20 protein-coding genes are annotated in these 24,495 nt (G+C 33.4%); 13 read left to right on the top strand and 7 right to left on the bottom strand.

Annotation, left to right across the window (positions count from 1 at the left end; translation table 11 throughout):
- Positions 1–346 precede the first annotated feature (346 nt).
- The 7 genes from topA to BUC23_RS00755 all read left to right on the top strand — a co-directional run bounded on the left by topA (position 347) and on the right by BUC23_RS00755 (position 10,021).
- Complete coding sequence (gene topA, locus BUC23_RS00785) at positions 347–2,875, top strand: type I DNA topoisomerase (RefSeq protein WP_073203878.1); 2,529 nt, start codon at positions 347–349, stop codon at positions 2,873–2,875.
- A gap of 77 nt (positions 2,876–2,952) precedes the next feature.
- Positions 2,953–4,104: a formimidoylglutamase gene (locus BUC23_RS00780; RefSeq protein ID WP_073203875.1), complete on the top strand. Its 1,152-nt coding sequence runs from the start codon at positions 2,953–2,955 to the stop codon at positions 4,102–4,104.
- 127 nt (positions 4,105–4,231) lie between these two features.
- Positions 4,232–5,638 carry a T9SS ring complex lipoprotein PorK/GldK gene (porK, locus tag BUC23_RS00775; protein WP_073203872.1) on the top strand — a complete coding sequence of 469 codons (1,407 nt, stop codon included), beginning with the start codon at positions 4,232–4,234 and terminating at the stop codon, positions 5,636–5,638.
- Positions 5,639–5,686: 48 nt separating this feature from the next.
- Entirely contained in the window at positions 5,687–6,337 is a 651-nt protein-coding gene (gene porL, locus BUC23_RS00770; protein WP_073203867.1) for a type IX secretion system motor protein PorL/GldL, read from the top strand.
- A gap of 45 nt (positions 6,338–6,382) precedes the next feature.
- Positions 6,383–7,930, top strand: a complete 1,548-nt coding sequence (porM, locus tag BUC23_RS00765) for a type IX secretion system motor protein PorM/GldM (protein WP_073203864.1) — start codon at positions 6,383–6,385, stop codon at positions 7,928–7,930.
- A gap of 50 nt (positions 7,931–7,980) precedes the next feature.
- Positions 7,981–8,871 (top strand): type IX secretion system ring subunit PorN/GldN, encoded by an 891-nt coding sequence (gene porN, locus BUC23_RS00760; RefSeq protein WP_073204763.1) that lies wholly within the window; start codon positions 7,981–7,983, stop codon positions 8,869–8,871.
- A 97-nt stretch (positions 8,872–8,968) separates the two neighbouring features.
- Positions 8,969–10,021 (top strand): NAD(P)/FAD-dependent oxidoreductase, encoded by a 1,053-nt coding sequence (locus tag BUC23_RS00755; RefSeq protein ID WP_073203861.1) that lies wholly within the window; start codon positions 8,969–8,971, stop codon positions 10,019–10,021.
- 2 nt (positions 10,022–10,023) lie between these two features.
- Here the strand turns inward: BUC23_RS00755 and BUC23_RS00750 are convergent, their stop codons facing one another.
- Positions 10,024–10,407, bottom strand: a complete 384-nt coding sequence (locus BUC23_RS00750) for a DUF983 domain-containing protein (protein WP_073203858.1) — start codon at positions 10,405–10,407, stop codon at positions 10,024–10,026.
- A 64-nt stretch (positions 10,408–10,471) separates the two neighbouring features.
- Here BUC23_RS00750 and abc-f point away from each other — a divergent pair, with 64 nt between their 5' ends.
- Entirely contained in the window at positions 10,472–12,379 is a 1,908-nt protein-coding gene (gene abc-f, locus BUC23_RS00745) for a ribosomal protection-like ABC-F family protein (protein ID WP_073203855.1), read from the top strand.
- 165 nt (positions 12,380–12,544) lie between these two features.
- Here the strand turns inward: abc-f and BUC23_RS00740 are convergent, their stop codons facing one another.
- Positions 12,545–13,510, bottom strand: a complete 966-nt coding sequence (locus BUC23_RS00740; RefSeq protein ID WP_073203852.1) for an App1 family protein phosphatidate phosphatase — start codon at positions 13,508–13,510, stop codon at positions 12,545–12,547.
- Between the two features lie 61 nt (positions 13,511–13,571).
- On the opposite strand from BUC23_RS00740, the gene BUC23_RS00735 reads away from it, so the two are divergent.
- Positions 13,572–14,441, top strand: a complete 870-nt coding sequence (locus BUC23_RS00735) for a diacylglycerol/lipid kinase family protein (RefSeq protein ID WP_073203850.1) — start codon at positions 13,572–13,574, stop codon at positions 14,439–14,441.
- Positions 14,442–14,456: 15 nt separating this feature from the next.
- Here BUC23_RS00735 and BUC23_RS00730 read toward each other — a convergent pair whose 3' ends face one another.
- Positions 14,457–15,605 carry an 8-amino-7-oxononanoate synthase gene (locus BUC23_RS00730; RefSeq protein WP_073203847.1) on the bottom strand — a complete coding sequence of 383 codons (1,149 nt, stop codon included), beginning with the start codon at positions 15,603–15,605 and terminating at the stop codon, positions 14,457–14,459.
- Between the two features lie 95 nt (positions 15,606–15,700).
- Between BUC23_RS00730 and BUC23_RS00725 the strand changes: the two genes are divergently transcribed.
- The gene (locus BUC23_RS00725) at positions 15,701–15,979 is read left to right on the top strand and encodes a 4a-hydroxytetrahydrobiopterin dehydratase (protein WP_073203844.1); all 279 of its coding nucleotides are present in this window, start codon (positions 15,701–15,703) and stop codon (positions 15,977–15,979) included.
- Between the two features lie 8 nt (positions 15,980–15,987).
- On the opposite strand, the gene BUC23_RS00720 is transcribed toward BUC23_RS00725, so the two are convergent.
- Positions 15,988–16,461: an Lrp/AsnC family transcriptional regulator gene (locus BUC23_RS00720; RefSeq protein WP_073203840.1), complete on the bottom strand. Its 474-nt coding sequence runs from the start codon at positions 16,459–16,461 to the stop codon at positions 15,988–15,990.
- A gap of 276 nt (positions 16,462–16,737) precedes the next feature.
- On the opposite strand from BUC23_RS00720, the gene BUC23_RS00715 reads away from it, so the two are divergent.
- Together BUC23_RS00715 and BUC23_RS00710 are read left to right on the top strand one after the other, a co-directional pair.
- Positions 16,738–17,547 carry a DUF1338 domain-containing protein gene (locus BUC23_RS00715; RefSeq protein WP_073203837.1) on the top strand — a complete coding sequence of 270 codons (810 nt, stop codon included), beginning with the start codon at positions 16,738–16,740 and terminating at the stop codon, positions 17,545–17,547.
- A gap of 143 nt (positions 17,548–17,690) precedes the next feature.
- On the top strand, positions 17,691–20,609 hold the full coding sequence (locus BUC23_RS00710; protein WP_073203834.1) for an FAD-binding and (Fe-S)-binding domain-containing protein: 2,919 nt from the start codon (positions 17,691–17,693) through the stop codon (positions 20,607–20,609).
- Positions 20,610–20,714: 105 nt separating this feature from the next.
- On the opposite strand, the gene BUC23_RS00705 is transcribed toward BUC23_RS00710, so the two are convergent.
- On the bottom strand, positions 20,715–21,197 hold the full coding sequence (locus tag BUC23_RS00705) for a DUF1761 domain-containing protein (protein ID WP_073203831.1): 483 nt from the start codon (positions 21,195–21,197) through the stop codon (positions 20,715–20,717).
- A gap of 179 nt (positions 21,198–21,376) precedes the next feature.
- Here BUC23_RS00705 and BUC23_RS00700 point away from each other — a divergent pair, with 179 nt between their 5' ends.
- Positions 21,377–22,231: a leucine-rich repeat domain-containing protein gene (locus tag BUC23_RS00700; RefSeq protein ID WP_073203828.1), complete on the top strand. Its 855-nt coding sequence runs from the start codon at positions 21,377–21,379 to the stop codon at positions 22,229–22,231.
- A gap of 217 nt (positions 22,232–22,448) precedes the next feature.
- Here the strand turns inward: BUC23_RS00700 and BUC23_RS00695 are convergent, their stop codons facing one another.
- Entirely contained in the window at positions 22,449–22,949 is a 501-nt protein-coding gene (locus BUC23_RS00695; RefSeq protein ID WP_073203825.1) for a GNAT family N-acetyltransferase, read from the bottom strand.
- A gap of 197 nt (positions 22,950–23,146) precedes the next feature.
- Positions 23,147–24,262 carry a hypothetical protein gene (locus BUC23_RS00690; protein ID WP_073203821.1) on the bottom strand — a complete coding sequence of 372 codons (1,116 nt, stop codon included), beginning with the start codon at positions 24,260–24,262 and terminating at the stop codon, positions 23,147–23,149.
- Between the last annotated feature and the right edge of the window lie 233 nt (positions 24,263–24,495).

Here is a 24,495-nt window from a genome sequence, read left to right as displayed (position 1 = left end):
GTTCCGTTTTTAGAAGCAATTTCCCGCTTTCCGTTACAATTCCTCGGCTCGTTGGCAACATTTTTAAATACCTGCAAGAGCTTCCTTTGGTCGCTTTGCAGTTATAAAAAATGTAAGCCAGCGAGACTCCGGGATTTTCACTTTAATCGGGGCTAGGGCATTTGAATTAAAATTATGTTGCAAATTGTACGATGAGATTTTTATTATTTGATATTTTATTCTTCAAAATTCAATTCACTTCAGGCTGTCTTAAACCTGCATTTCAACGAGAAATTTGACTTTTAAAATTTAAAAAACTCAAAATTTAAAAAAATCATATACTTTTGCCGACATAAACAATCGGGACATGGCAAAGAATTTAGTTATAGTTGAGTCACCTGCAAAGGCAAAAACAATTGAAAAATTTCTGGGAAGTGATTTCCAAGTGGAGTCAAGTTATGGGCATATTGCCGACTTGCCTTCCAAAGAAATTGGGGTAGATGTAGAAAATGGTTTCAAACCTAAATATGAAGTTTCTGCTGATAAAAAAGCATTGGTTACCAAATTAAGAGGATTAGCCAAAAATGCCGAAATGGTTTGGTTAGCAAGTGATGAGGATCGCGAGGGAGAAGCTATTTCTTGGCATCTTGCCGAAGAATTAAAATTAGACAAAAAGAAAACTAAGCGTATCGTTTTTCACGAAATTACGAAGACAGCGATTCTTAAAGCGATTGATAATCCACGTGAAATCGATTATAATTTAGTCAACGCACAACAAGCGCGTCGTGTTTTAGACAGATTGGTTGGTTATGAATTGTCTCCTGTACTTTGGAGAAAAATAAAAGGTGGACTTTCTGCCGGACGTGTACAATCAGTTTCCGTTCGTTTGATTGTAGAGCGTGAAAGAGAAATTCAGAATTTCAAAGCCGTGGCTACTTATTCTATTGTAGCAGAATTTACTAACGAAGCAGGAAAAACATTCAAAGCAAAACTTCCTAAAAATTTCAATACAAAAAAGGAAGCCGAAGATTTTTTAAATAAAAATATCGGTTCTACATATAAGGTAGCGGATTTAGAAACTAAACCTACCAAAAAATCACCAACTGGTCCATTTACAACTTCGACTTTGCAACAAGAAGCGGCGAGAAAATTGTATTTACCTGTTGGAATTACCATGCAACTCGCACAACGTTTATACGAAGCTGGACTTATAACCTATATGAGAACGGATAGTGTAAACTTATCTAAAGATGCAATGGAAGCTGCCGAAGCGGAAATTATCAAATCCTACGGAAAAGAGTTTTCAAAACCTCGAACTTTTGTCAATAAAAGCAAAGGAGCACAGGAAGCGCACGAGGCAATTCGTCCTACGGATATGTCGCGCCACACCGTAAATATCGACAGAGATCAAGCGCGTTTGTACGATTTGATTTGGAAAAGAACCTTGGCTTCGCAAATGAGTGATGCGCAATTAGAGCGTACTAACGTGAAAATTGAAGCGAATAATCATGGTGAAATTTTCACGGCATCTGGAGAAGTATTGCTTTTTGAAGGTTTTTTAAAAGTATACTTGGAAGGTCATGATGACGATGAAGAAGAACAAGAAGGGATGTTGCCAGCGATGAAAGTCAACGAAAAATTAGGAAACAATTACATCACGGCTACAGAAAGATATTCTCGTGCAGCTGCAAGATATACAGAAGCTTCTTTGGTGAAAAAATTAGAAGAATTGGGAATTGGCCGTCCTTCTACTTATGCACCAACGATTTCTACTATTATCAACAGAAATTATGTCGAGAAAGGAAATCTTGACGGACAAGAACGCAATTATACGCAACTGACTTTGCAATCTGGGAAAGTGGGAGAGAAGTTGCTGAAAGAAAATACCGGTTCAGACAAAGGGAAATTAGTTCCTACAGATATTGGAACTATTGTTACTGATTTCCTGGTAAAGAATTTCGGAAATATATTGGATTATAATTTCACTGCAAAAGTCGAACAGGATTTTGATGAAATTGCCGAAGGAAATATTGAATGGACAAAAATGATGCAGGAGTTCTACGATAAATTTCACCCAACGGTAAAAGATGTAGAAGCTAATGCAGAAAGAGAAAGTGGCGAAAGAATTCTAGGAACGGATCCAAAAACCGGTAAGCCAGTTTCGGTGCGTTTAGGGAAATTTGGACCAATGGCTCAAATTGGAGCTGCAGATGATGAAGAGAAGAAATTCGCCAGTTTAATGTCGGATCAAAATATTGGAAACATCACTTTAGAGGAAACTTTAAATTTATTTTTGTTGCCAAAAAATCTTGGAGAATATAAAGGAGAAGAAGTTGAGGTAAGTAATGGTCGCTTTGGTCCTTACATCCGTCATGGAGCAGCTTTTGTTTCTTTGCCAAAAGGCGAAAATCCTTTGGACGTTGATTTAGAAAGAGCAAAAGAATTAATCGACGAAAAAGCATTAGCTGATGCACCGATTGCAGTTTATAAAGGTGAAGGCGTTCAAAAAGGAACAGGTCGTTTTGGTCCTTTTATCAAATGGGACGGTTTGTTTATTAACGTAAGTAAGAAATATGATTTTGATAATTTGTCTCAAGCTGATATTGAAGCTTTGATTGAAGATAAATTGCAGAAAAATATTGATAAGGTTTTGCACAATTGGGAAGACGAAGGAATCTTAGTTGAAAAAGCCCGTTGGGGACGTTCTGTTATCACCAAAGGAAAAATCAAAATCGAATTGAGTAAAGATGTTGATGCAACAAAGTTGACATTAGCTGAAGTTCAGGAAATGATTGCCAAGAAAACACCAGCTAAAAAAGTAGCGGCTAAAAAAGCACCTGCAAAAAAAGCTGTTGCAAAGAAACCGGCAGCTAAGAAACCAGCAGTAAAAAAGTAATAAACGATAACTAATTCCAGTTTTATTTCTCTTTTGCTAAGGCGAAAGAGGCGGGGGACGGAAAAAAAAGAAATAAAATGGAATTTGATTTTCTAAAACCAGTAGATAATGAAATCCTTGATTATATAAGTGGATTGACTTCTCAGCAACTGGGAAGCAAAATTGTTTTGCATACAAAAGAACAATTTCCAGATTTAAACAAGATTAAAATTGCCGTAATAGGCGTTTTAGAAAATAGAGGAGATAAAAACGCAATTTCTGATGTTGATTTAATACCACTGAGAAAAGAGTTGTACGGATTATTTCCAGGGAACTGGGATGCCTCAATTGCTGATTTAGGTGATATTCTTGCAGGGAATTCAAGTGCTGATACTTATTTTGCACTAAAGAAAGTTGTGGCAAGTTTAATCAAGAAAAAAATTACTCCTATAGTTATTGGCGGTTCTCAGGATTTGACTTATGCACTTTATAGAGCTTATGATGATTTAGAGCAGATGGTCAATTTAGTTTCGATCGACAATAAATTTGATTTTGGCAAGGATGAAGAGGAGGTTTCGGCGTCTTCGTATTTGACAAAAATAATTGTAGACGAACCTAATAATCTTTTTAACTATTGCAATATAGGTTATCAAACGTATTTTAATTCGCAAGAAGAAATAGATTTGATAGAAAAATTATTTTTTGATGCGTACAGGTTGGGAGAGATTTCTAATAATATCTCTCTTTCGGAACCTGTTTTTAGAGATGCAGATTTAGTAAGTATTGATTTGAATTCGGTTAAATCTTCTGATTCAGGGAATTTTATTTCGTTTGCACCGAATGGTTTTAATGGAAAAGAGATTTGTTCGTTATCCAGATATGCGGGAATAAGTGATAAAGTGACTTCTTTTGGAATATTTAATCATAATAATTCAAAGCAGGAATCGGTTATAATTGCACAAATAATTTGGTATTTTATTGAAGGATTTCATTATCGCTCTAATGAGTATCCTTATGGAAGCAGAGAGAACTATATTAAATACATAGTTCCATTAGAAGAGGAAGAACTTGTTTTTTACAAAAGTGACAAAACGGACCGCTGGTGGATAGAGATTCCTTTTATTTCTAACGGTAATAATAAACTAAAAAGAAATACGTTATTACCATGTTCCTACGATGAGTATTTATTAGCATGCAATCAAGAATTACCAGAAAGGTGGTGGAAAGCACAAAGAAAAAATATATTATAGGTTTTTTGGGGCTTTATTAATGATATTTTATAAAAAACATGTTGTTTAGTAAGAAAAGATTGTTTTTTAAATAAATAATAAATAGGTTTACACACTTAAAAATAATGAATAGATAATCCAAATTTATATGAAGAAGTTCATTGCATTTACGGCAATATTGACCCTATTAATTGGCTGTGGTAAATCAGGCGACAAAGGAGAACTAGTTGGTGTTAATGGAGGAAAATGGCATCCTGAAAAACCTTATGGAATGACTTTAGTTCCAGGAGGCGCTTTTATTATGGGTAAATCAGATGATGATTTAGCTGATGTTGAAGATGCTCCAACAAAAACAGTTACTGTTCGTTCTTTTTACATGGACGAAACTGAAATTACCAATAGTGAATACCGCCAATTTGTAGAATGGGTAAAAGATTCAACTATGAGAGTTCGTTTGGCAATTCTTGCTGACGAAAGTGGGCAAAAAGCAGGTGATGGAAAAGGAAAAGGTAAAAATGCCGGTAGTATTGGTGATTTTGCTTTCAACGATTCAGATCCTGAAAAAATGACGGCATACGATAAGTATATGTACGATAACTATTATAGTGTAGGAACTGCTGATGATCCTTATGCCGGTAGAAAACTGAACAAAAAAGTAAAACTAATTAAAGATACTAAGTTGTATCCAGATGAGTACTATACTGAAGTGATGGATTCTATGTATTTGCCTATAGAAGCCTCTTATAATGGATTGCGTACGATTGACGTGAATAAATTAAAATTCCGTTATTCTTGGATGGATATTCAGGCTGCAGCCAAAGCTAAAGTTGGGAAAAGAAAAGATTTTATAAAAACCGAAGAAGTGAATGTGTATCCTGACACAACGGTATGGATCAAAGATTTTGCTTACTCGTACAATGAGCCAATGCATAATGACTATTTTTGGCATAAAGCATACGGCGATTATCCAGTTGTTGGAGTAAAATGGACACAAGCCAAAGCTTTTTGTGCTTGGAGAACGCTAAATAAAAATACTTACGTAAAATCTAAAAAGAAAGGTCATGATTTGATCAATTCTTTCAGATTACCTACCGAAGCAGAATGGGAATATTCTGCAAGAGGTGGTTTAGAGTCTGCAACATATCCTTGGGGAGGTCCTTACACTAAAAACGACAGAGGTTGTTTCCTGGCTAATTTCAAACCAAATAGAGGAGATTACGCAGCGGATCAAGCTTTGTATACTGTAGAGGCAAAATCGTATGAGCCAAATGGTTATAATTTGTATAACATGGCAGGAAATGTTTCTGAATGGACGGATTCGTCTTATGATCCAAACGCTTACGAATATGTTTCTTCAATGAATCCAAATGTATTAGATGCTTCCAATAAACGTAAAGTTGTTCGTGGAGGTTCATGGAAAGATGTTTCTTACTTCCTGCAAGTAAGTACTAGAGATTTTGAATATGCAGATTCTGCAAGAAGTTTTATCGGATTCAGAACTGTTCAAGATTACATGGGATTACAGACTACTGGAAACGGTAAAAAAGCAAAATAAAATAAAGAGACCAAATCAATCTATCAAATAAACCTAAAAAACAATATTATGGGATTACTAAGCAAAAAACAAATGAATTTCGCATACGGGATGGGAGCAGCAGTTGTTATCATTGGTGCATTATTTAAGATAACTCACATCGAATTTGGAGTTATAACAGGAAATTTAATGTTAACCATAGGTTTGGTTGTTGAGGCATTAATTTTCGCGCTTTCTGCATTTGAGCCAGTTGATGACGATTTAGACTGGACATTAGTTTATCCAGAACTTGCAAACGGTAAGTCTGCAGGTCCAAAAAAAGCTAAAATAGAAACTCCTTCTGATGCTCAAGGATTGTTATCTCAAAAATTAGATGCAATGCTAAAAGACGCTAAAATTGATGGTGAATTGATGGCTAGTTTAGGTAGCAGTATTAAAAATTTCGAATCAGCTGCAAAAGGGATTGCTCCAACTGTAGATTCGATTAATTCAACTAAAAAATACAGTGAAGAGTTGACTTTGGCAGCAGCCCAAATGGAATCTTTAAATAGTCTATATAAAATTCAATTACAAAGCGCTTCAAGAAATGCACAAATAAATGAAGAAGTTGCTGAGAATAATTTAAAATTGAAAGACCAAATGCAGTCTTTGACATCTAACTTGTCATCATTAAATAATGTATACGGTGGAATGCTTTCTGCAATGAATAACAAAGGATAATTAGTTTCAAACTATATAAAAATAATAAACTAATTAGTAGAAAATATGGCAGGAGGAAAACTAACCCCTAGACAGAAGATGATTAACCTAATGTACTTGGTTTTTATCGCAATGTTAGCATTAAATATGTCCAAAGAAGTGTTATCTGCCTTTGGAATTTTGAATAATAAAATAGTAGAGTCTAACTCTATAACAGATACAAGAAATCAATCTTCTTTTGAGCAATTGTCTCAAAAAGCTGTAGATCAGCCTGGTCAATTTGGCGATAAAAAAGCTAAAGTAGAGAAGATTAGAGCAGTATCTAAAGAGTTTAATGATTACATAGAAAACATTAAAACGACCGTTACTAAAAAATTCGTGAGAGATGCAGAAGGGAATTTGCCTTACGAACAAATGGATAAGGGAGATTTAATTGACAGAATGTTTTTTACAGGAGATAGAGTTTCTAAGCAAGGTCAGGAGTTTTTGGATAAAGTAAATAATTATTCTGTTCAGATCAAACAAATTGGAGGAAGCTCAGTTGCCGAATCAGAGATGAAAAAAATCGAAGCTAGATTTGCGACAAAGCCAGTTTATTCTGAAAAAGCAGGTGCGAAATTAGATTGGATAGATTACAATTACAAAGGATACCCACTTATTGCTACAATTACAAAATTATCGCAATTACAAGCGGATATAAAAACTACTGAAAGTGATGTTATGACAGGGATGTTTCAATCAGACTTGGTTGCGGCAGCTTCTCTTACAGCATACCAACCGATAGTTGTTCTTGAAAAATCAGTTTTCTTTCAAGGTGAAGCTGTGAAGGGAAAAATTATCTTAGGTAAGTTTGATCCATCATTAAAAGCTAAATCAGTAATTGTAAATGGTTCAAGTGTTGCGGCACAAGCAGGTCAAGCTAATTTCTCTTTTGGAGCGGGTAGCATAGGCGAGCATCCAATAGGAGGTTCTTTCAATTTTGACGAAAACGGTAAGGTTGTAAGTTTACCTATCAAAGATAAATATGTTGTCGTAGCAAGACCAAAATCAGCTACAATCTCTGCTGATAAAATGAATGTCGTTTATAGAGGTGTTGTAAATCCTATGACAATTTCTTTTGCCGGGGTTTCAGCTGATAAAGTATCAGCTTCTGCTCCAGGTTTAAGTTCAGCTGGTGGAGGAAAATATAATATGAGCCCAGGCGGGGGAACAGAAACAGTTATTAATGTGACTGCTACACTTCCTGACGGTTCTAAAGTATCGGATAAAAAATCGTTTAGAATAAAAGGTATTCCTGGTCCTGCTGGAACAATCAGAGGAGAAATGGGAGTTGTAAAAGGTCCTAAATCAAACTTAGAAATTGCAACAATCGGAGCCAAATTGGTAGATTTTGATTTTGAAGTTGGATTAAATGTAGTTGGATTTAATTTTAAAGTTACTGGTCAACCTACTGTAGTAGTTCCCGGTAACAAGTTAAATGCGCAATGTAAAGCAGTTCTTTCTAAAGTAGGAAGAGGTGATCAGGTAACTATTTCTGAAATTAAAACTAAACTTGTTGGAGCAGGCAGTTATTTATTGCCTAGAACGGCTCCGGTAATTTTTGAAATACAATAGTAAGTACGTTTTAAGCAAAACATACTTCAATAACTTATTATGATATAATGATGAATGTAAGAAATTTTTTAATAGCTATTATCTCTGTCACTTGGAGTTTTACATCTGTAGCACAATCTAATTTGCTTAATGCTAAAACACCAGATCAAATTGGCCTAAAAACCGCTGCGCAACTTATTTCGGATAATGACAAGCCTTTGGCATACGGTTATGTTCACGATAGAGATGTATTGATGGGTAAAACAACTTGGGAAATTATTGATCTTAGTGAAAAGATAAATTTCTCTTTATATTTTCCAATTGACACCGCAAACATTGGTTCTGACAGACGTTCTTTATACGATGTATTGACAAAAGCAATGAAAAATGGTAAAATTACTGAAGTCTATACCGATAGTTATTTTAATACTAAAAAATCACTTAAAGACATTCAAGGTTCGCTTTCACGCATTGACACAACCGATGTTGGTAGAGAACAAATAAATGCAGGTCAAGCAGTAGCGGCTGAGAACATCTTGAAACAAGATTTAACAGCACAGGATGTTACGCAATATAAAATCAAGGGATACTGGTATTTTGATAAACGTCAAAGTGAATTGAAATATCGTTTGCTAGGTATTTGTCCAGTTACACCGGATGTGTATACTATGAACAGCGATGAGAAAGATTATATCGAATTGTTTTGGATATTTTTCCCAGCGGCTAGAGAAGTTTTGCATGAAGCGAAAGCTTTCAATGATAAAAATTCAGCTATGCCTGTTTCTTTCGATCAAATTTTGAATTCAAGGCGTTTTAATAGTACAATCTACAAAGAAGAAAATATCTATGGAGATAGAGCGATTAAAGATTATATGAAAGATAATGCTCAGAATCAATTACTAGAATCGGAAAGAGTAAAAGAAAAGATTCGCAATTTTGAACAAGATATGTGGAATTACTAAATTTCATATTTTATATTACAGAAACTCTTACTATTGCGGTAAGAGTTTTTTTATGTTAATAAACTACCTTTGTGTTTTTTAAAAAGTACTTCTACAGATGATTGATTATTTAATAATAGGTTCGGGATTAGCTGGAATTTCATTTGCAGAAATAGCATTGCAACATGATAAATCTATTTTTGTATTTGATAATAATTCACAAAATTCCTCAAGGATTGCAGGGGGGGTATACAATCCTGTTATTTTAAAGCGCTTTAGTGAAGTATGGCTTGCTCAGGAGCAATTACTTCTCATGAATGATTTTTATTCTGTTTTAGAAGAGAAATTGAAATGTAAAGTAGATTTTAAGAAGCCAATTTTAAGAAAATTTTTTTCTGTGGAAGAGCAAAATAATTGGTTTGCTGCCTCCGATAAAATGGCGCTTGCTCCTTTTCTTTCTACGGAATTGATTCATAAAAAATACCAAGGAATTGATTCTCCTTATGATTATGGGGAAGTGCTGCAAACGGGATACGTGGACACAGCATTGTTGCTGGATAAGTACAAAGAATATCTTATCAAGGAAAAATTATTTCAAGAAGAATCATTTGATTATGATGCTTTACAGATAGAAAAGGATAGTATTCGATATAAAAATATAGAGGCTAAACATATTATTTTTGCAGAAGGTTTTGGAATGAATTCTAATCCTTATTTTAAAAATTTACCATTAGACGGCACAAAAGGAGAACTTTTTATTATTAAAGCTGCGGGACTTAATTTGGATGTAATCGTTAATACAAGTGTGTTTATTTTGCCTCTGGGTAATGATTTATTCAAAGTTGGTGCGACATATAACTGGAAAGATAAAACAGATTTTCCAACGCAAGAAGGGAAAGCAGAATTAATCGAAAGAATTAAAGAGATTATCACCTGTGATTTTGAAATTGTGGAACATTTTGCCGGAGTTCGACCAACAGTCAAAGACAGAAGGCCATTGGTAGGAACACATTACGATTATGACAGAGTTCATATTCTTAATGGATTAGGTACGAGAGGGGTTATGTTAGGTCCTTCAATGGCCAAATCATTATTTGACTTAGTAGAATTTAATATACCCTTAAACAAGGAAATTGATATCAACAGGTTTCTGCCTAAAGGCAAGAAATAGTTTTATTTCAGATTTGACTGGGGATCATAAGAAACGAACATATTGATGTAGATATTTCTTGACCATCGTAAAACAAATGGAAATAGTACAATAAGTGATACAATTATGGAAATAAAAGCCACTTTTATCGAAGCGCTAAAAAATACATAAGAAATAATAAAAGCTGCAATTCCAATGCCGACATTCAATCCGTAACTCACATACATTGCGCCATAAAAAAAGGAAGGTTCAATTTGATATTTAAAACCACAATGGCTGCAATTTTCATGCATATCTAAAATTTTATTCAGATGTAGTGGATTTTTATCCAAATACATACTCTCATTCTGACATTTAGGACAAGTTCCTGTTAAAATACTATTTAGTTTGGATCCTTTTTTTAACATTTGCAAAAATTTTTAACAAAGGTACATTTTTAGAAAAGGTACTGATGTAACATTATCACAAATTATGCTCAATATACACAATTTATCTGTTTCTTTTGGAGGTTCTTATTTGTTTGAAGAAGTCACCTTTCGTTTGGGTGCAGGTGATCGAGTTGGTCTCGTTGGAAAAAACGGTGCTGGAAAATCCACCATGCTTAAAATTTTAGCCAAAGATTTTCTTCCAGACTCTGGAAGCATCGCTCAGGAGAAAGAAGTTCGAATGGGTTTCCTGCGTCAGGATATCGATTTTGAGCAAGGTAGGACTGTGCTTGAAGAGGCATATGAGGCTTTTACAGATATTAAAATTGTAGAAAATAAACTGGCTGAAATTAATCATTTATTAGTCACTCGTACGGATTATGAAAGCGAAGAGTATAGCCAAATCATAGAAGATCTGTCGGACTACACCCACCGTTTTGAATTATTAGGCGGTTACAATTACGTTGGAGATACAGAAAAAATTCTTCTTGGTCTAGGTTTTAAAAGAGAAGTTTTTGACAATCAAACCGAAACTTTCTCTGGAGGTTGGAGAATGCGTATTGAACTTGCCAAACTATTGTTGCAGGCAAACGATGTATTGCTGCTGGATGAGCCTACGAATCACTTGGATATCGAGAGTATCATATGGTTGGAAAGTTTCTTACGAAATTATCCCGGTGTAGTGGTAATTGTTTCACACGATAAAATGTTTTTGGATAATGTGACTAATAGGACTATTGAGATTTCACTTGGGAAAGCGTACGATTTCAACAAACCCTATTCTCAATATTTAGAATTGCGTCACGAAATCAGAGAGAAACAATTAGCAACGCAGAAAAATCAAGCAAAAAAAATTGAAGAAACAGAGAAATTAATCGAGAAATTTCGTGCCAAAGCTTCTAAAGCTTCAATGGCACAATCGATGATTAAGAAACTCGATAAAATAGAACGCATCGAAGTAGATGAAGATGATAATTCTGTAATGAATATTACTTTTCCTGTTTCTAAAGAACCTGGTAGAGTAGTTGTCGAGGCTGAAAATGTGACCAAAAGTTATGGTGATAAAACCATCTTGAAAGATATCAATCTATTAGTGGAACGTGGGAGCAAAATTGCTTTTGTGGGACAAAATGGTCAGGGGAAATCCACATTTATCAAGGCTATTGTAGACGAATTTGAATACCAAGGAACGATAAAGTTAGGTCATAATGTACAGCTTGGTTATTTTGCTCAAAATCAAGCGGAATACCTAGATGGTGAAATCACCTTGTTACAAACCATGGAGGACGCCGCTGCGGACACAAACCGCATGAAAGTACGCGATATGCTGGGTTCTTTCTTGTTTCGTGGGGATGATGTGGAGAAAAAGGTAAAAGTCCTTTCTGGGGGTGAAAGAAATCGTTTAGCGCTATGTAAATTGCTTTTGCAGCCTATCAATGTTTTATTGATGGATGAGCCTACCAATCACTTAGACATTAAATCCAAGAATGTTTTGAAAGCTGCTTTGCAAAAATTTGGAGGAACCTTGTTGTTGGTTTCTCACGATAGGGATTTCTTGCAAGGGATGTCAAATTTAGTTTACGAATTTAAAGATCAAAAAATAAAAGAATATTTAGGCGACATCAACTATTTCTTGGAACAACGTAATATGGAAAATATGCGTGAAGTTGAGAAAAAAGATGCACTAAAGGCTTCTGCTCCAAAAGAAAGCAATAAGGCGTCGTACGAAGATCAGAAAAAGGGGAAAGCGTTGCAAAATAAATTGAGCAAAGTAGAAAGTCAAATCAAGCAATTGGAAAAAGACATTCAGAACGATGATAAAATGCTGGCCTCTAATTATGATAAACATATTGAAGATGCTAAATTTTTCATGGCCTACAACAAGAAGAAAGCAGAGTTAGATAAACTGCTATTGGATTGGGAACTCGTTCAGGAAGAAATTGATAATTTGTAGCTGATTCAGATTTACATTTTAATTCCGAGGCTTATCAACTCGCAAAAAAAAGTTAGATTTTTTGTTAATAAAAGAGCTTCCTCTGGTCGCTTTTTAAGAACGGAAAATCTAACTTTTTTTATTGCTTTATTTTTAGAATAGATAGTTATATCAGTTATTTTTTCGTCAAATCAATCCCATCATCTCTGAGTGAGCAATGGCTTCTTTACTATTTTTGAAATAACAAACAGATACTTTTAAGCTCTCTAGGTTTTTTAATATGACTTCCACTTTTTCTTTTTTGTGAATCCCTGTTTGTCTAATATAAACGGCTTTTACAGTAACGGGGAAAATTTTGCAAATTGCTTCGTATAAAAAAGGGTCATGTTGAGAATCGTCCCCCAGGAGTACATATTCTAAATTAGGATAAAATTCTAAAATGTGTTTTATTTTATCAAACTTATGATTATGATTGCCCCTTCCGGTCATGAAAAAATCGGTAAGGCTGGTTTTGATATCCTTCAATAATAATACCGCGCGTGGCAATTGATGAATTTCGGTAAATTTTACGATGAAACGATACAAATTCCATTCACTGCTAGACACATAAAAAAAGGCATTCTGCTCTTCTTTATTGTTTCTTCCGGCAGAACTCAAAGCTTGGTAATGAGGCACAACATCTTCAAAAACCTTACGGTTGTCAATATTTTTAAATAATAGAATGTATAATTTCATCAACGGATTTTCAGTATTTGAAACTAAAAAAGTGTCGTCAATATCAGATATAATTCCTAAATTCCCCTTATGCGGGCGTATGTAGCTTTCCGTTGTTGCAATAGTTTCATTTTCGTGAAGGATACTTACGGTGTAATCAATCCATCCATATTTTGTGTACTGGTCTAAAGGGACACAAAATTTAAAATAACCGTCATTCAACGTTTTGGTATGGATTTTTACATTATTGTGTTCTAAATACACATCAGCGTTTGCCTGTGTTTTTATCCGAAACATTCGGATTACCGAAGCAGCGTTTTTAAAATTTTTTTTCTGAAAATTGTAATCTTTGGTACTTGTTGGTCTAAAAACATGCCCCATCACAATTAATTCCTGATCATTTGCATATCCTCGATATAATTTTAAAATAGGCTTCATTTATTGTACTTTTGATGGGAATTGTAACTTGGATTTTTTAATCACTAAATGTAGCTAAATTTTGAGAAAAAATATCATTATGGTTGTAAATCCTATTTCGGGAGATATTGATAAAGCGGAATTAACAGAAGGGGCTTTGTTTTTTGCTGAAAAAGAAAATCTTAACCTTGTAATTTATAATACTTCAGGAGCAAATGATATTGTAAATATAAAAACACTTTACAATACATATACACCGGAAAGAATCATCGTTGTTGGTGGAGACGGTACTATAAAAATGGTTGCCGAGGCAATGGAAAAAGAGAATGTTATTCTTGGAATTTTGCCTGCAGGTTCAGCAAATGGTCTGGCAGTTGATTTAGATTTGAATTTAACGCTGGAAGAAAACCTTAAAATTGCGTTTCTCAATGATTATATAGAAATTGACGTTATTACTATAAATGATAAAATCAGCTTGCATTTGAGTGATTTAGGGCTTAATGCAGAGCTCGTTAAAAACTACGAGAACGCAACAGTCCGAGGCAAATTGGGTTATGCACTGCAGGCAGTAAACACTTTAATAGATTTTGAGGGGCCTTTTACGGCAACAATAACCGCCAATAATGAAACTATAAATTGTGTTGCTAGAATGATTGTTATTGCTAATTCTAAAAAATATGGTACGGGAGTTGTTATTAACCCTTTTGGCATAATGAACGACGGAATGTTTGAATTGGTAATTTTGAAAAACTTGGATCTGTACGTTTTTGGACAAATTATAACGGGAAATATGCCGATTGAATCTAATGATGTCGAAATTATATCAACTAATCAAGCATTTATAAAAACTAATTTTCCAGTAAGTTTTCAAATGGATGGGGAATATTGCGGCAAAGAAACGGAATATAATGTCGAAATTTTACACAAACAAATGAAAGTGGCAATTCAATAGCTTTAGTAGCTTGTTTTATTTAAAAGGATTTCGTTCCTGCCAAATAGTCTCCGGTTCTAAATATCTAAATATTTTAGATATCTGAGAATTAATGATAGGATTACTATGAGCTATAAATCCATACATTTTTACTGGTTTTGCGCCTACTGAACTTTTGATCTCCAGTGCCGTTCTTGCAAAAATAATTTCCTTGAAACCTTTATTAATTGAATAAGCAATCATGTCATACAACATGTTTAAGTACAACATTTTTTCACGCTGAATACTTTCATCGTAACCTAAAAAATAGGTATCCATTACATCTCCATTTTTAATTAGAGTATTGAATCCTATTAGTTTTTCATCAATAAAATAACCATAAAAAAGGAATTTGTCTTTAAAGATTTCTTTAAAGGTTCTAAAGTGATTTTTGGGTAGAAAGAAAGTGTTAAAAGGAGCATTTTTTGCTACATGAATGTATAAGTCATAAATGGTTTCTTCATATGCGATAATATCTTCAAGGTTCATTTTTCTTTTCTCAATCAAATCCGCTTTTTTCCTTGCTCTTTTATATTGATCCTTATATTTTTTTGAAAGGGAATTAATATAATCTTGCTCTGATTTCCATGCTTTATCAATGGTAAAAACCATATTAGGCTGTGTAGAAAATTGATAGTTGTTTTTGAATTCGGAAATATCAAAGTTTTTCAGTTCCGCTTGGTTAAAATCTTTAAACGAAGTGATATGTATTTTTTTTCCTTTTGTTTCAAAAATTTTTTTTAATGCAGAGGATGCTATTTTTAAGGTTTTAATAGCTTGCTTTTCATCAATTTTTTCTGAAAAAGCGAAAGCATTTTGCCCCGTCAGCATATTGTTCCCAATCAATAAAACATTGGAGCAAAAATTCTTGAAAGCAAAATTTCTTAGGGCGGTTTTTATACATTTATCCCGTTCTCCAAAAGATTCCAGTTTATTCAAATCTAAAAATTGGGAAACGGCAATTCCAACCAAGAGATCATTTTTAAAAATCCCTATAAAATGACAAATCATATTTTCAGGAGATGATTTTTCTAATACTTGCAGATATTTTTTGGATAAAAATATAGTTGATGTAGCTAAATCATCCCAATTTACAGGAAGTTCATCTGTTGAAGAGTAAATTTTATAAGAGTAAGATGGATTCAAATTGAAATTTAATATTTGTCAAATTTAGTTAATAAAGTTAAAGTATTTTTATATGATTTGAAATTAACTAACTTTAGATAATAAATAAAAATAGTATGGAAAAGTATACAGATGAAAAGATTCAATCCCAATTAAAAGACCTGAAAGATTGGCAATTTATTGATAATGCAATCGAAAAAAAATTCAAATTTTTAGATTTTACGCAAGCTTTGGGATTCATCGTTCAAGTGGGATTGATGGCTGAGAAAAGAAATCACCATCCGGAATTATTCAATGTTTATAATAAACTGTCAATTCGATTGAATACACACGACGCCGATGGAGTTACTGAAAAAGATTTTGACTTAGCAAAAGCGATTGACAAGATATCGTAAGCTATATTTTAGAATAATGAAATATTTTTTTGGAAAGCTGATCCAAAAGAAATGAATGAATCAGTGCTGCCAACACCTTCAATATTGTGTATTTGTTCATAAAGTACCTTTCTGAATTCTTCGTTGTTGGCAGCTACAATTTTTAAAAATAGTGCGTATTTTCCAGATACAAAATGACATTCTACAACTTCTGGTATTTCTTTTAGTTTTTCAGCGATTGAATAAGCAAATCGAGCTTCTTTAGTGGCTATTCCGGTGTATGTAATAGTCTCGTATCCGATTTCCTTAGGGTTTAATTGAACCGAAAAACCGCTGATGATTCCTGAATCTTGTAATTTTCGAATGCGCTGATGTACTAATGAATTGGAAATTTTTAATTCTTTGGCAATTTCAGAATAAGCAATTCTACCATCTGCACTTAGCATCTTGATGATTTGTTGGTTAATGTAATCAATGTTTTCATTGCGGTTAGTTCGTGCCATAACACTGTTTTTTTTATTAGAAAATTAAAATTGAATTCGACTTTATATTGGTTAATTATCAGTTTTAAAACGGCATATTTTACAAACGAATGGATGCCTTTTAAAACAGAAAAAAACGTTTTGATTATAATTCATTGAACCAAATGTAAATACACTGTCAAATTTACACTTTAAACAGGTAATAAAGTCATAAAATTTATAAAAATGCTTATATAGTGTAAATGTAGTTATATAGTAGGTAAATTTGTGTCATATTTACTAATCAATATTAGCATCATGAATAAAGATCTTTTACTATCGAAATTATGGGAACAGTACACTAGTATTACCCCGTCAGCCAAGAAAATTCACTCCCTATTAGAAGAAAAAGGTGAGAAAATTGAAAACGATCATATTGCGATCAGGACGTTTAATGATGCGCGCGTGAATATTGCCGTACTAGAAAAACCATTTGTAAAAGCTGGATATGTATCGAAAGGTGAATATGTTTTTGAATCAAAAAAATTGTTTGCAAGGCATTATGAACATGCGACAGATAATACTGCTCCTAGAATTTTTATTTCAGAGTTAGAATTAGAAAAATGTTCAGAGGAGTTGCAATTATCTGTTAAAGAACTTTTGGATTCTTGTGATCAAAGTGTTTTTGAAAAGGAAGATTTAGTTTTAAGTGGCGCGGTTTGGAATGCAAATTCATTTGAAACCTATAACACTTTATTGGATGAATCTGAGTATGCTGCTTGGATGTATGTATATGGGTTTAGAGCAAACCATTTTACAATTAATGTAAATGCATTGACAAATTTTTCCAACTTAGAAGAATTAAATTCATTTCTAAAAGAAAGCAATTGGAGAATGAATGCTTCTGGTGGAGAAATAAAAGGAACTCCAGCGCAACTATTAGAACAATCAAGTACTTTAGCTGATTTAAATGCTATTAAATTTGATGAAGGGACTAAAGAAATACCTTCTTGTTATTATGAATTTGCACTGCGATATCCAATGGAAAACGGAGAATTGTACCAAGGATTTGTTGCATCTTCTGCCGATAAAATATTTGAAAGTACGGATGTCAAATTGCAAAGTTAAAACCTTAGGTTTTGCTTGTATGTAAAAAGATATAGTAAAAAGTTTTCTTATTTATAAGAGAACTTTTTTTGATTATAAAACTCAATTATCCAGTTTTAGTATTAGCACTAAAAGGGTCTGATGAAAATTAAAAAGAATACCAAATGAATCTTCAAAGGTTAGCGAGTCAATTAGAAGGGAAATTATTTTTTGATAAAACAATGCGTACGCTATATGCTACCGATGCTAGTGCTTATCGGGAAATGCCATTAGCAGTGGCAATACCATCAACGGAACACGACATTCAGAAGATAATTCAATTTGCCAGAGAAAATAAAGTTAGTGTTATTCCTAGAGCTGCCGGTACCTCACTCGCTGGGCAAGTAGTGGGCAGCGGAATTGTGGTGGATATTTCTCAACATTTCACAAAAATTATTTCCTTAGACGAAACCAATAAAACCGCATGGGTTCAACCGGGTGTCATTCGTGATGAGTTGAATCTTTATTTGAAGCCCTATCAATTATTTTTTGGGCCTGAAACATCAACTAGTAATCGCTGCATGATTGGCGGAATGGTTGGGAATAATGCCTGTGGTGCGAGATCAATAATTTATGGTTCAACACGAGAACATTTGTTGGAAATTAAAGGTTTTTTGGCTGACGGAAATGAAGTTATATTTGGTTCTTTGACCAACAAAGAATTTGAAGATAAATGCAATGGTATTAATGTAGTAAGCCAGCTGGAGCAGAATATTTACCTTCAGGCAAAAACGATATTGTCAAATGAAGGGAACAGAAAATTATTTGATGAGAACTATCCAAAAAAATCTATTCCACGTCGCAATACTGGTTATGCGCTTGATTTATTGGGGGATAGTATGCCATTTGGGAACTTTACGGAAAAATTCAATTTCTGTAAATTAATTGCAGGATCGGAGGGGACCTTATTTTTTTCGACTGCGATTAAGCTGAACCTTGTTGCTGCACTAAAACCTTTTTCAGGCTTGGTTTGTATACATTTTGATAGTATCAACGAATCTTTAATAGCAAATCTGGAAGCTTTAAAATTTCAACCTGATAGTATAGAGTTGATAGACCACTATATTTTAGACTGTACCAAAGAAAATATCGAACAAAGCAAAAACAGATTTTTTGTGCAAGGTGATCCAAAAGCGATTCTAGTAGTCGAGTTTTTGCGAGATTCCAAGGAAGAAATTATTGAAATAGCCCACAAAATGGAGGCTCAAATGAGAACCAAAAATTTGGGTAATTATTTTCCAATTGTTTTTGGAGAAGATACGGTTAAGGTTTGGAATTTGAGAAAAGCAGGATTAGGATTATTGTCTAATATTCCTGGTGACGCAAAAGCGGTCGCGGTAATAGAAGATACAGCCGTTGATGTAAATGATTTGCCGGGTTTTATAGAAGATTTTAACGCCATTTTAAAACTGCGAAATTTGCACTGCGTACATTATGCGCATGCAGCAACGGGTGAACTTCATTTACGTCCAATTCTTGATTTGAAGACAGAAGAAGGAACGGCACTTTTTAGAACCATTGCCACAGATATTGCCCATTTGGTCAAGAAATACAAAGGATCGTTGAGTGGCGAACACGGGGACGGACGATTGAGAGGGGAGTTTATCTCATTAATGCTGGGAGACGAAATCTACCAACTGTTTAAAGAGGTAAAATTCACATGGGATCCATGGGGTGTCTTTAATCCAGGTAAAATTGTTGACACTCCGCCAATGGATACTTCGTTACGCTATACTGCAGGGCAGGATACGCCCATGCCTGAAACTTATTTTGATTTTTCGGAAAACAATGGGATACTTCGAGCGGCAGAGATGTGCAACGGATCAGGTGATTGTCGAAAAACCGAAAAGAGCGGCGGAACGATGTGTCCGAGTTATATGGCAACACGCAACGAAAAGCACACTACGCGTGCTCGAGCCAATATGTTACGCGAAACGATAACCCATTCTGACAAGGAAAATAAATTTGATAGTGAAGCGTTGTTGGAAGTTTTAGATTTGTGTTTAAGTTGTAAAGGTTGCAAGTCTGAATGTCCTTCGAATGTAGATATGGCAAAATTAAAAGCGGAAACCCTGCAGCAATATTATGATAAAAACGGAATAAAATTCCGTTCAAGATTAATTGGTAATACACCAGTTATCAATAAACTATTTTCTAGTATTCCGGCAGTTTATAATTTTTCTACAAAAGGTTTTGTTGGAACTGTAATAAAGAAAATGACCGGTTTTTCTACCGAACGTAATTTGCCAATGATGCACAAAATTACCTTTTCAAAATGGATGAAAACCTATTCACAGGCAGGAAATTTTGATAAACCAACCGTGTACTTGTACAACGACGAATTTTTGAATTATTACGATGTTGCTATTGGTCAGACTGCGGTTAAATTACTAAATCGGTTAGGTTATAAGGTAGAAATTCCATCAATAGGAATCAGCGGAAGAACGTACCTATCAAAAGGTATGGTAAAAAAAGCCCGAGAAATTGCCGAGAAAAACGTAGTCTCTGTTAGTCAAAATTTGCCCGATAATGCTTTTTTGATAGGAATAGAACCATCGGCTATTTTAACTTTTAGAGATGAATATCAAGATTTGTGCAGAGGGAGTTTAAAAATAAAAGCGCAAGAAATAGCGAAGCGCACGTTTTTGATAGAGGAGTTTTTAGCAAACGAAACAGACGCAGGCAGAATTACATCAAATTTGTTTACTGACAATGAAGAGCGTATTAGGATGCATGGGCATTGTTTTCAAAAAGCATTGTCATCATTGGTGCCATTAAAAAAAATATTATCTCTTCCTGTAAATTATAAAGTTTTAAATATTCCAAGCGGCTGTTGTGGTATGGCGGGGTCTTTTGGGTATGAAAAAGAGCATTATGAAATTTCTATGAATATTGGAGAACTCGTTTTGTTCCCTACAATTAGAACCGAAGAAACAACAACTTTAATTTCTGCGTCAGGTACCAGTTGCCGTCATCAAATTTCTGATGGTACAGGTAGAGAGGCTCTGCATCCTGTGGAGATTTTGTATAAAGCATTAAGATAATAAAAATTGCTGATATATGATTTTTGATCAACAAAACTATAAGTAGTACAAATAAAAAATCTCGTCCTCTTGCAAAAAGAGCACGAGATTACTTTAACTATTTTTTTATTTCCAGGCGCAAATAATCCCGCCCATAATCATAAAACATACTATCCAGAAACCTCCAGTTACCAGCGTATATTTAAAACTTCTTCTTTCGTAGAGTGCATTTGTTCCAATTAATGGTAGGGCTAAAAATAATCCTGCCAAAAATCCGTGCAAAGCACCATGTTGGAAGGTTCTAAAAGCCATTCCATAATCTGCCATAAAAGCGGCATAAGAAGGTTTGGCAATGCTGGCATCTCCTCCCACCATTCCTAAAGCGCCAGTTTGATGGATCGTGATGATTTGCAGCATAAAACTGATTAACAAGGCATAAATAAATGATACTCCAAAAGTAAGAAGCATATTGCTTCCTTTCATTTTTTCTTCGGTCATTCCAGATTCTTTCATCCAGATTGTTCCAAACACTTTTGGGTTATACCAAATAAATCCAACAACAAGCGTTGAAAAAGCCGCAACTAATAGAGCATAAAAATTCATTTCCATAAAATTGATTTTAAAGGTTAGTTAATCAAATATAATAAATTTTATTATAGAAAAATATTTATAATTTTGTAGGAAATTCGGTGATATAATTTATGATTACGTGTATTTCGTCGATTATATTTGTCGTTGAGTTGAAAAGTATGTAAATTTAGATATGTAAAAAGTTAAAATTTCTACTTATGAAAAATATAACTACTCTATTTTTTACCCTTTTGTTTTCCTTTTCGATATTGGCTAATGTTGCACCTTCAGAGAGAAATGCATTAGTGAAATTATACGAAAAAACAAATGGAAGTCAGTGGGTAACAAAATGGGATTTATCAAAGCCCGTTTCTACTTGGTATGGAGTTAAATTGCAAGATGAAAAAGTGGTTTCACTAAATTTGGCCAATAATAATTTGGTTGGCGAAATTCCTTATGATATTGCTGAGCTTGTTAGTTTGCAAGAATTAGATTTGCATAAAAACCATTTATCTGGAGAAATACCTTCAATTGTTGGGAATTTAAAAGAACTTAAAATACTAGATATCTCATTTAATAGTTTAACAGGAGCTATTCCGGTCTCTGTTTGTGAAATGAATAAATTGCAAGAGTTAGCATTATATATGAACGGTCTTTCAGGTGAACTGCCTGAACAAATAGGAAACTTGAAAAATTTAGAAGTTCTTTCTTTATTTAATAATGAAATTACCGGTCAGATACCAAGTTCATTATATAGTGTGATATCATTGAAAACATTGCTTTTAAACAGTAATAAACTTATTGGTGAATTAGGACCTGAAATTGCAAATTTGAAGTCTCTTGAGAACCTAAGTTTATTTGACAATAAAATGATTGGAGAAGTTCCAGTGGAGCTTGGGAAATTGAATAATTTGAAGGAAATGAATATTTCGTATAATATGTTTTACGGAAAAGTGTCCAAAAACTTGGCGCAGTTAGATACCCTAAATATGACTATGTTGAATAATAATGGTGCGACAGTTTTATTAGATGTAAATCAAGATAAAAATAAAGCGATCGTTTCCGAAGATTAGTAGAAGTTAAAATAACCTTGTTTTCGTAGTAATTAGATTTAATAATTTTTAGTTTTTTTAAGTAAGTTTTAATTAATTTAGTTGTTTGAAGCCTGTAAAGTATTTATACCTTACAGGCTTTTTTGTTGAATAATACTTAAAAGTAGCTTTATTTTTATAACAGGTTTTGAACAGAATGCAGACTAATTATAATTTGATACGATCCAAATTTCTGCTATTACACTTTCAGCTTTAGTTCATATTCAATCTCGTTGTCTTGTAAGTTAGCAATTTTAATAAAGTTCAGTCTTTTAAGAAGTTGTATTGCTTTCTCGTTTTGTATAGTTGTAATTGCCTTAACACTTTTTATCCCTATTGTGTCCAGTCCGAAGTTTAGGGCCAATTGCATGGCAAGCGACATAAAACCTTGTCCTTTATATTGAGGTAATAAAACACAACCAAGTTCACCAATTCCTTTATCAAGGCCACGATAATAACCGCAAGTCCCTACAATATTATTTGTCACTTTGTCTACAATGCCCCAATGAATAGAATTACCGGACTCATAATCTATATCAATTTTCTTTAGCATTTCAGTTGCTTCTTCAATTGTCTTTGCTTGAATGGAGTCGTAAAATGAAATTTCTACAACGTCTTGGATGTCTGAAGCCAGAATTTGACGCAACACTATTTTTTCGTCTGAAATGCTTGGATAAAAGTCGTAGGGAGGTAATTTCATTTTGGATGTTTTGTACCGTTCAATTATTAGTAACGTCTCAACCTTAAGTTTGTTGCATAAAAAAAGCTTCAGATTTCTCTGAAGCTTTCTAGTAGCGAGTAATCGTGAAAAATCTAACGAATTTCTTGAAGATTATTATAAAATTGTTAGTGGTAATGATGATCTTTAAAAACAACAAGATTCCCTAAAATATTGTGTTATTTAACCGATTTAATAGTTGGTTTTTTTGTGCTTTTTACCTGTAATGCTTTTATGATTGGATAAATTTTGTCCCATTCAATTTGAGTATTAAAATAATATTTCTCGGATACGTTTTTCTCTAATCTATATAAAAAAGAGTCTACCCACTTATAATATGCCCAACTTGATGATTTGAGAAAAGAAAATTTATTAAATTCAATATTAATTCTATATGTTGTTACGAAGGCAGGGTTTTTATCATATTTATCTAAACCTAAATAGAGTTCTCTGAATTCAACTGGGATGTAGGTGTTGACACCACTAACAAGAGTTCTAACAGTAATCTTAAATCGCTTGTTTTTAATAATAATTGTTGAATTGTTCTTTCTTAATAGTTTACTTTCGTTAGGTAAAACTAAATGAAAATGTTTAAACATTACACCATTTTTATAGCTTGATGTAACCTTACCTTCAATGTCTCCTCTTGTAAATGATGTAACTGAGTTATTCGTTTCGTCATCTATGAAAGTAGCTCTTTGGTGCATTGGCTTTGAAAATAATTCTAAAAATTGATTACTTAAAAGTATATCAGGAATATCATTTCTTTCATATATCTTTAGTCTGTTTTTGTCAAATTGAGTGCTGTTGAAAAATTCTGATAAATGCGTTGACAGGCTTTCTAAAAAATAATATTCAGAAATTTCCTGAACGATTGGTAAGATGTTATTTCTTTCACTATCAATATTTCCAAAGTTAGTTTTCAACCATTTTTTGTCAATAGCTGAGTCTTCTATTCGTGCGGAATTAAGATATTGATAAATTTTGTTTGAGTAATAATAATTGTCGATATCTATAAGGCTTTCGTTTTCTCTGTCCACTAGGAAAAATCCATTAATTTCTTTGTCAAATATTCTCTTCCCGAATAAGCTATATGTAAAGTAAATTAAACTAACTAATGTTAAGAAAAGACCAATTGATAAGCACAGCGCATTATTATTTTCAATTTGTAAGTAATCAAATAAACTTGAACTTATAAAACTCACACCAATTCCTAATATAATTGAAATAATTATTAATTCGAGCACTTTCTTTTTATTATCTAGTATATCGTTGAGAAGGTTGTTTTTATTCATTTATAGGTTTTTAATATTGTTTGTACAATTTCACATGCCTGATAATCAATCTTATATAGTTATCTGTTTTTGTGTAGAACTGTCCGTTTTGTTCAAAACAAATATATATAAAAATTGTAAAGGTGAAGTAATTCTCAATATATGGAATTGCATTCATTTCACATCCATGTTGCGAATTGCTTTAAAAATGGTATTTTAGCTTATAATTCTCAACTGAAACCAAAAAAGATGAT

The organism is Flavobacterium xinjiangense (assembly GCF_900142885.1).
GTDB classification, from domain to species: Bacteria; Bacteroidota; Bacteroidia; order Flavobacteriales; family Flavobacteriaceae; genus Flavobacterium; species Flavobacterium xinjiangense.
This window is presented reverse-complemented; position numbering and strand designations above follow the sequence as displayed.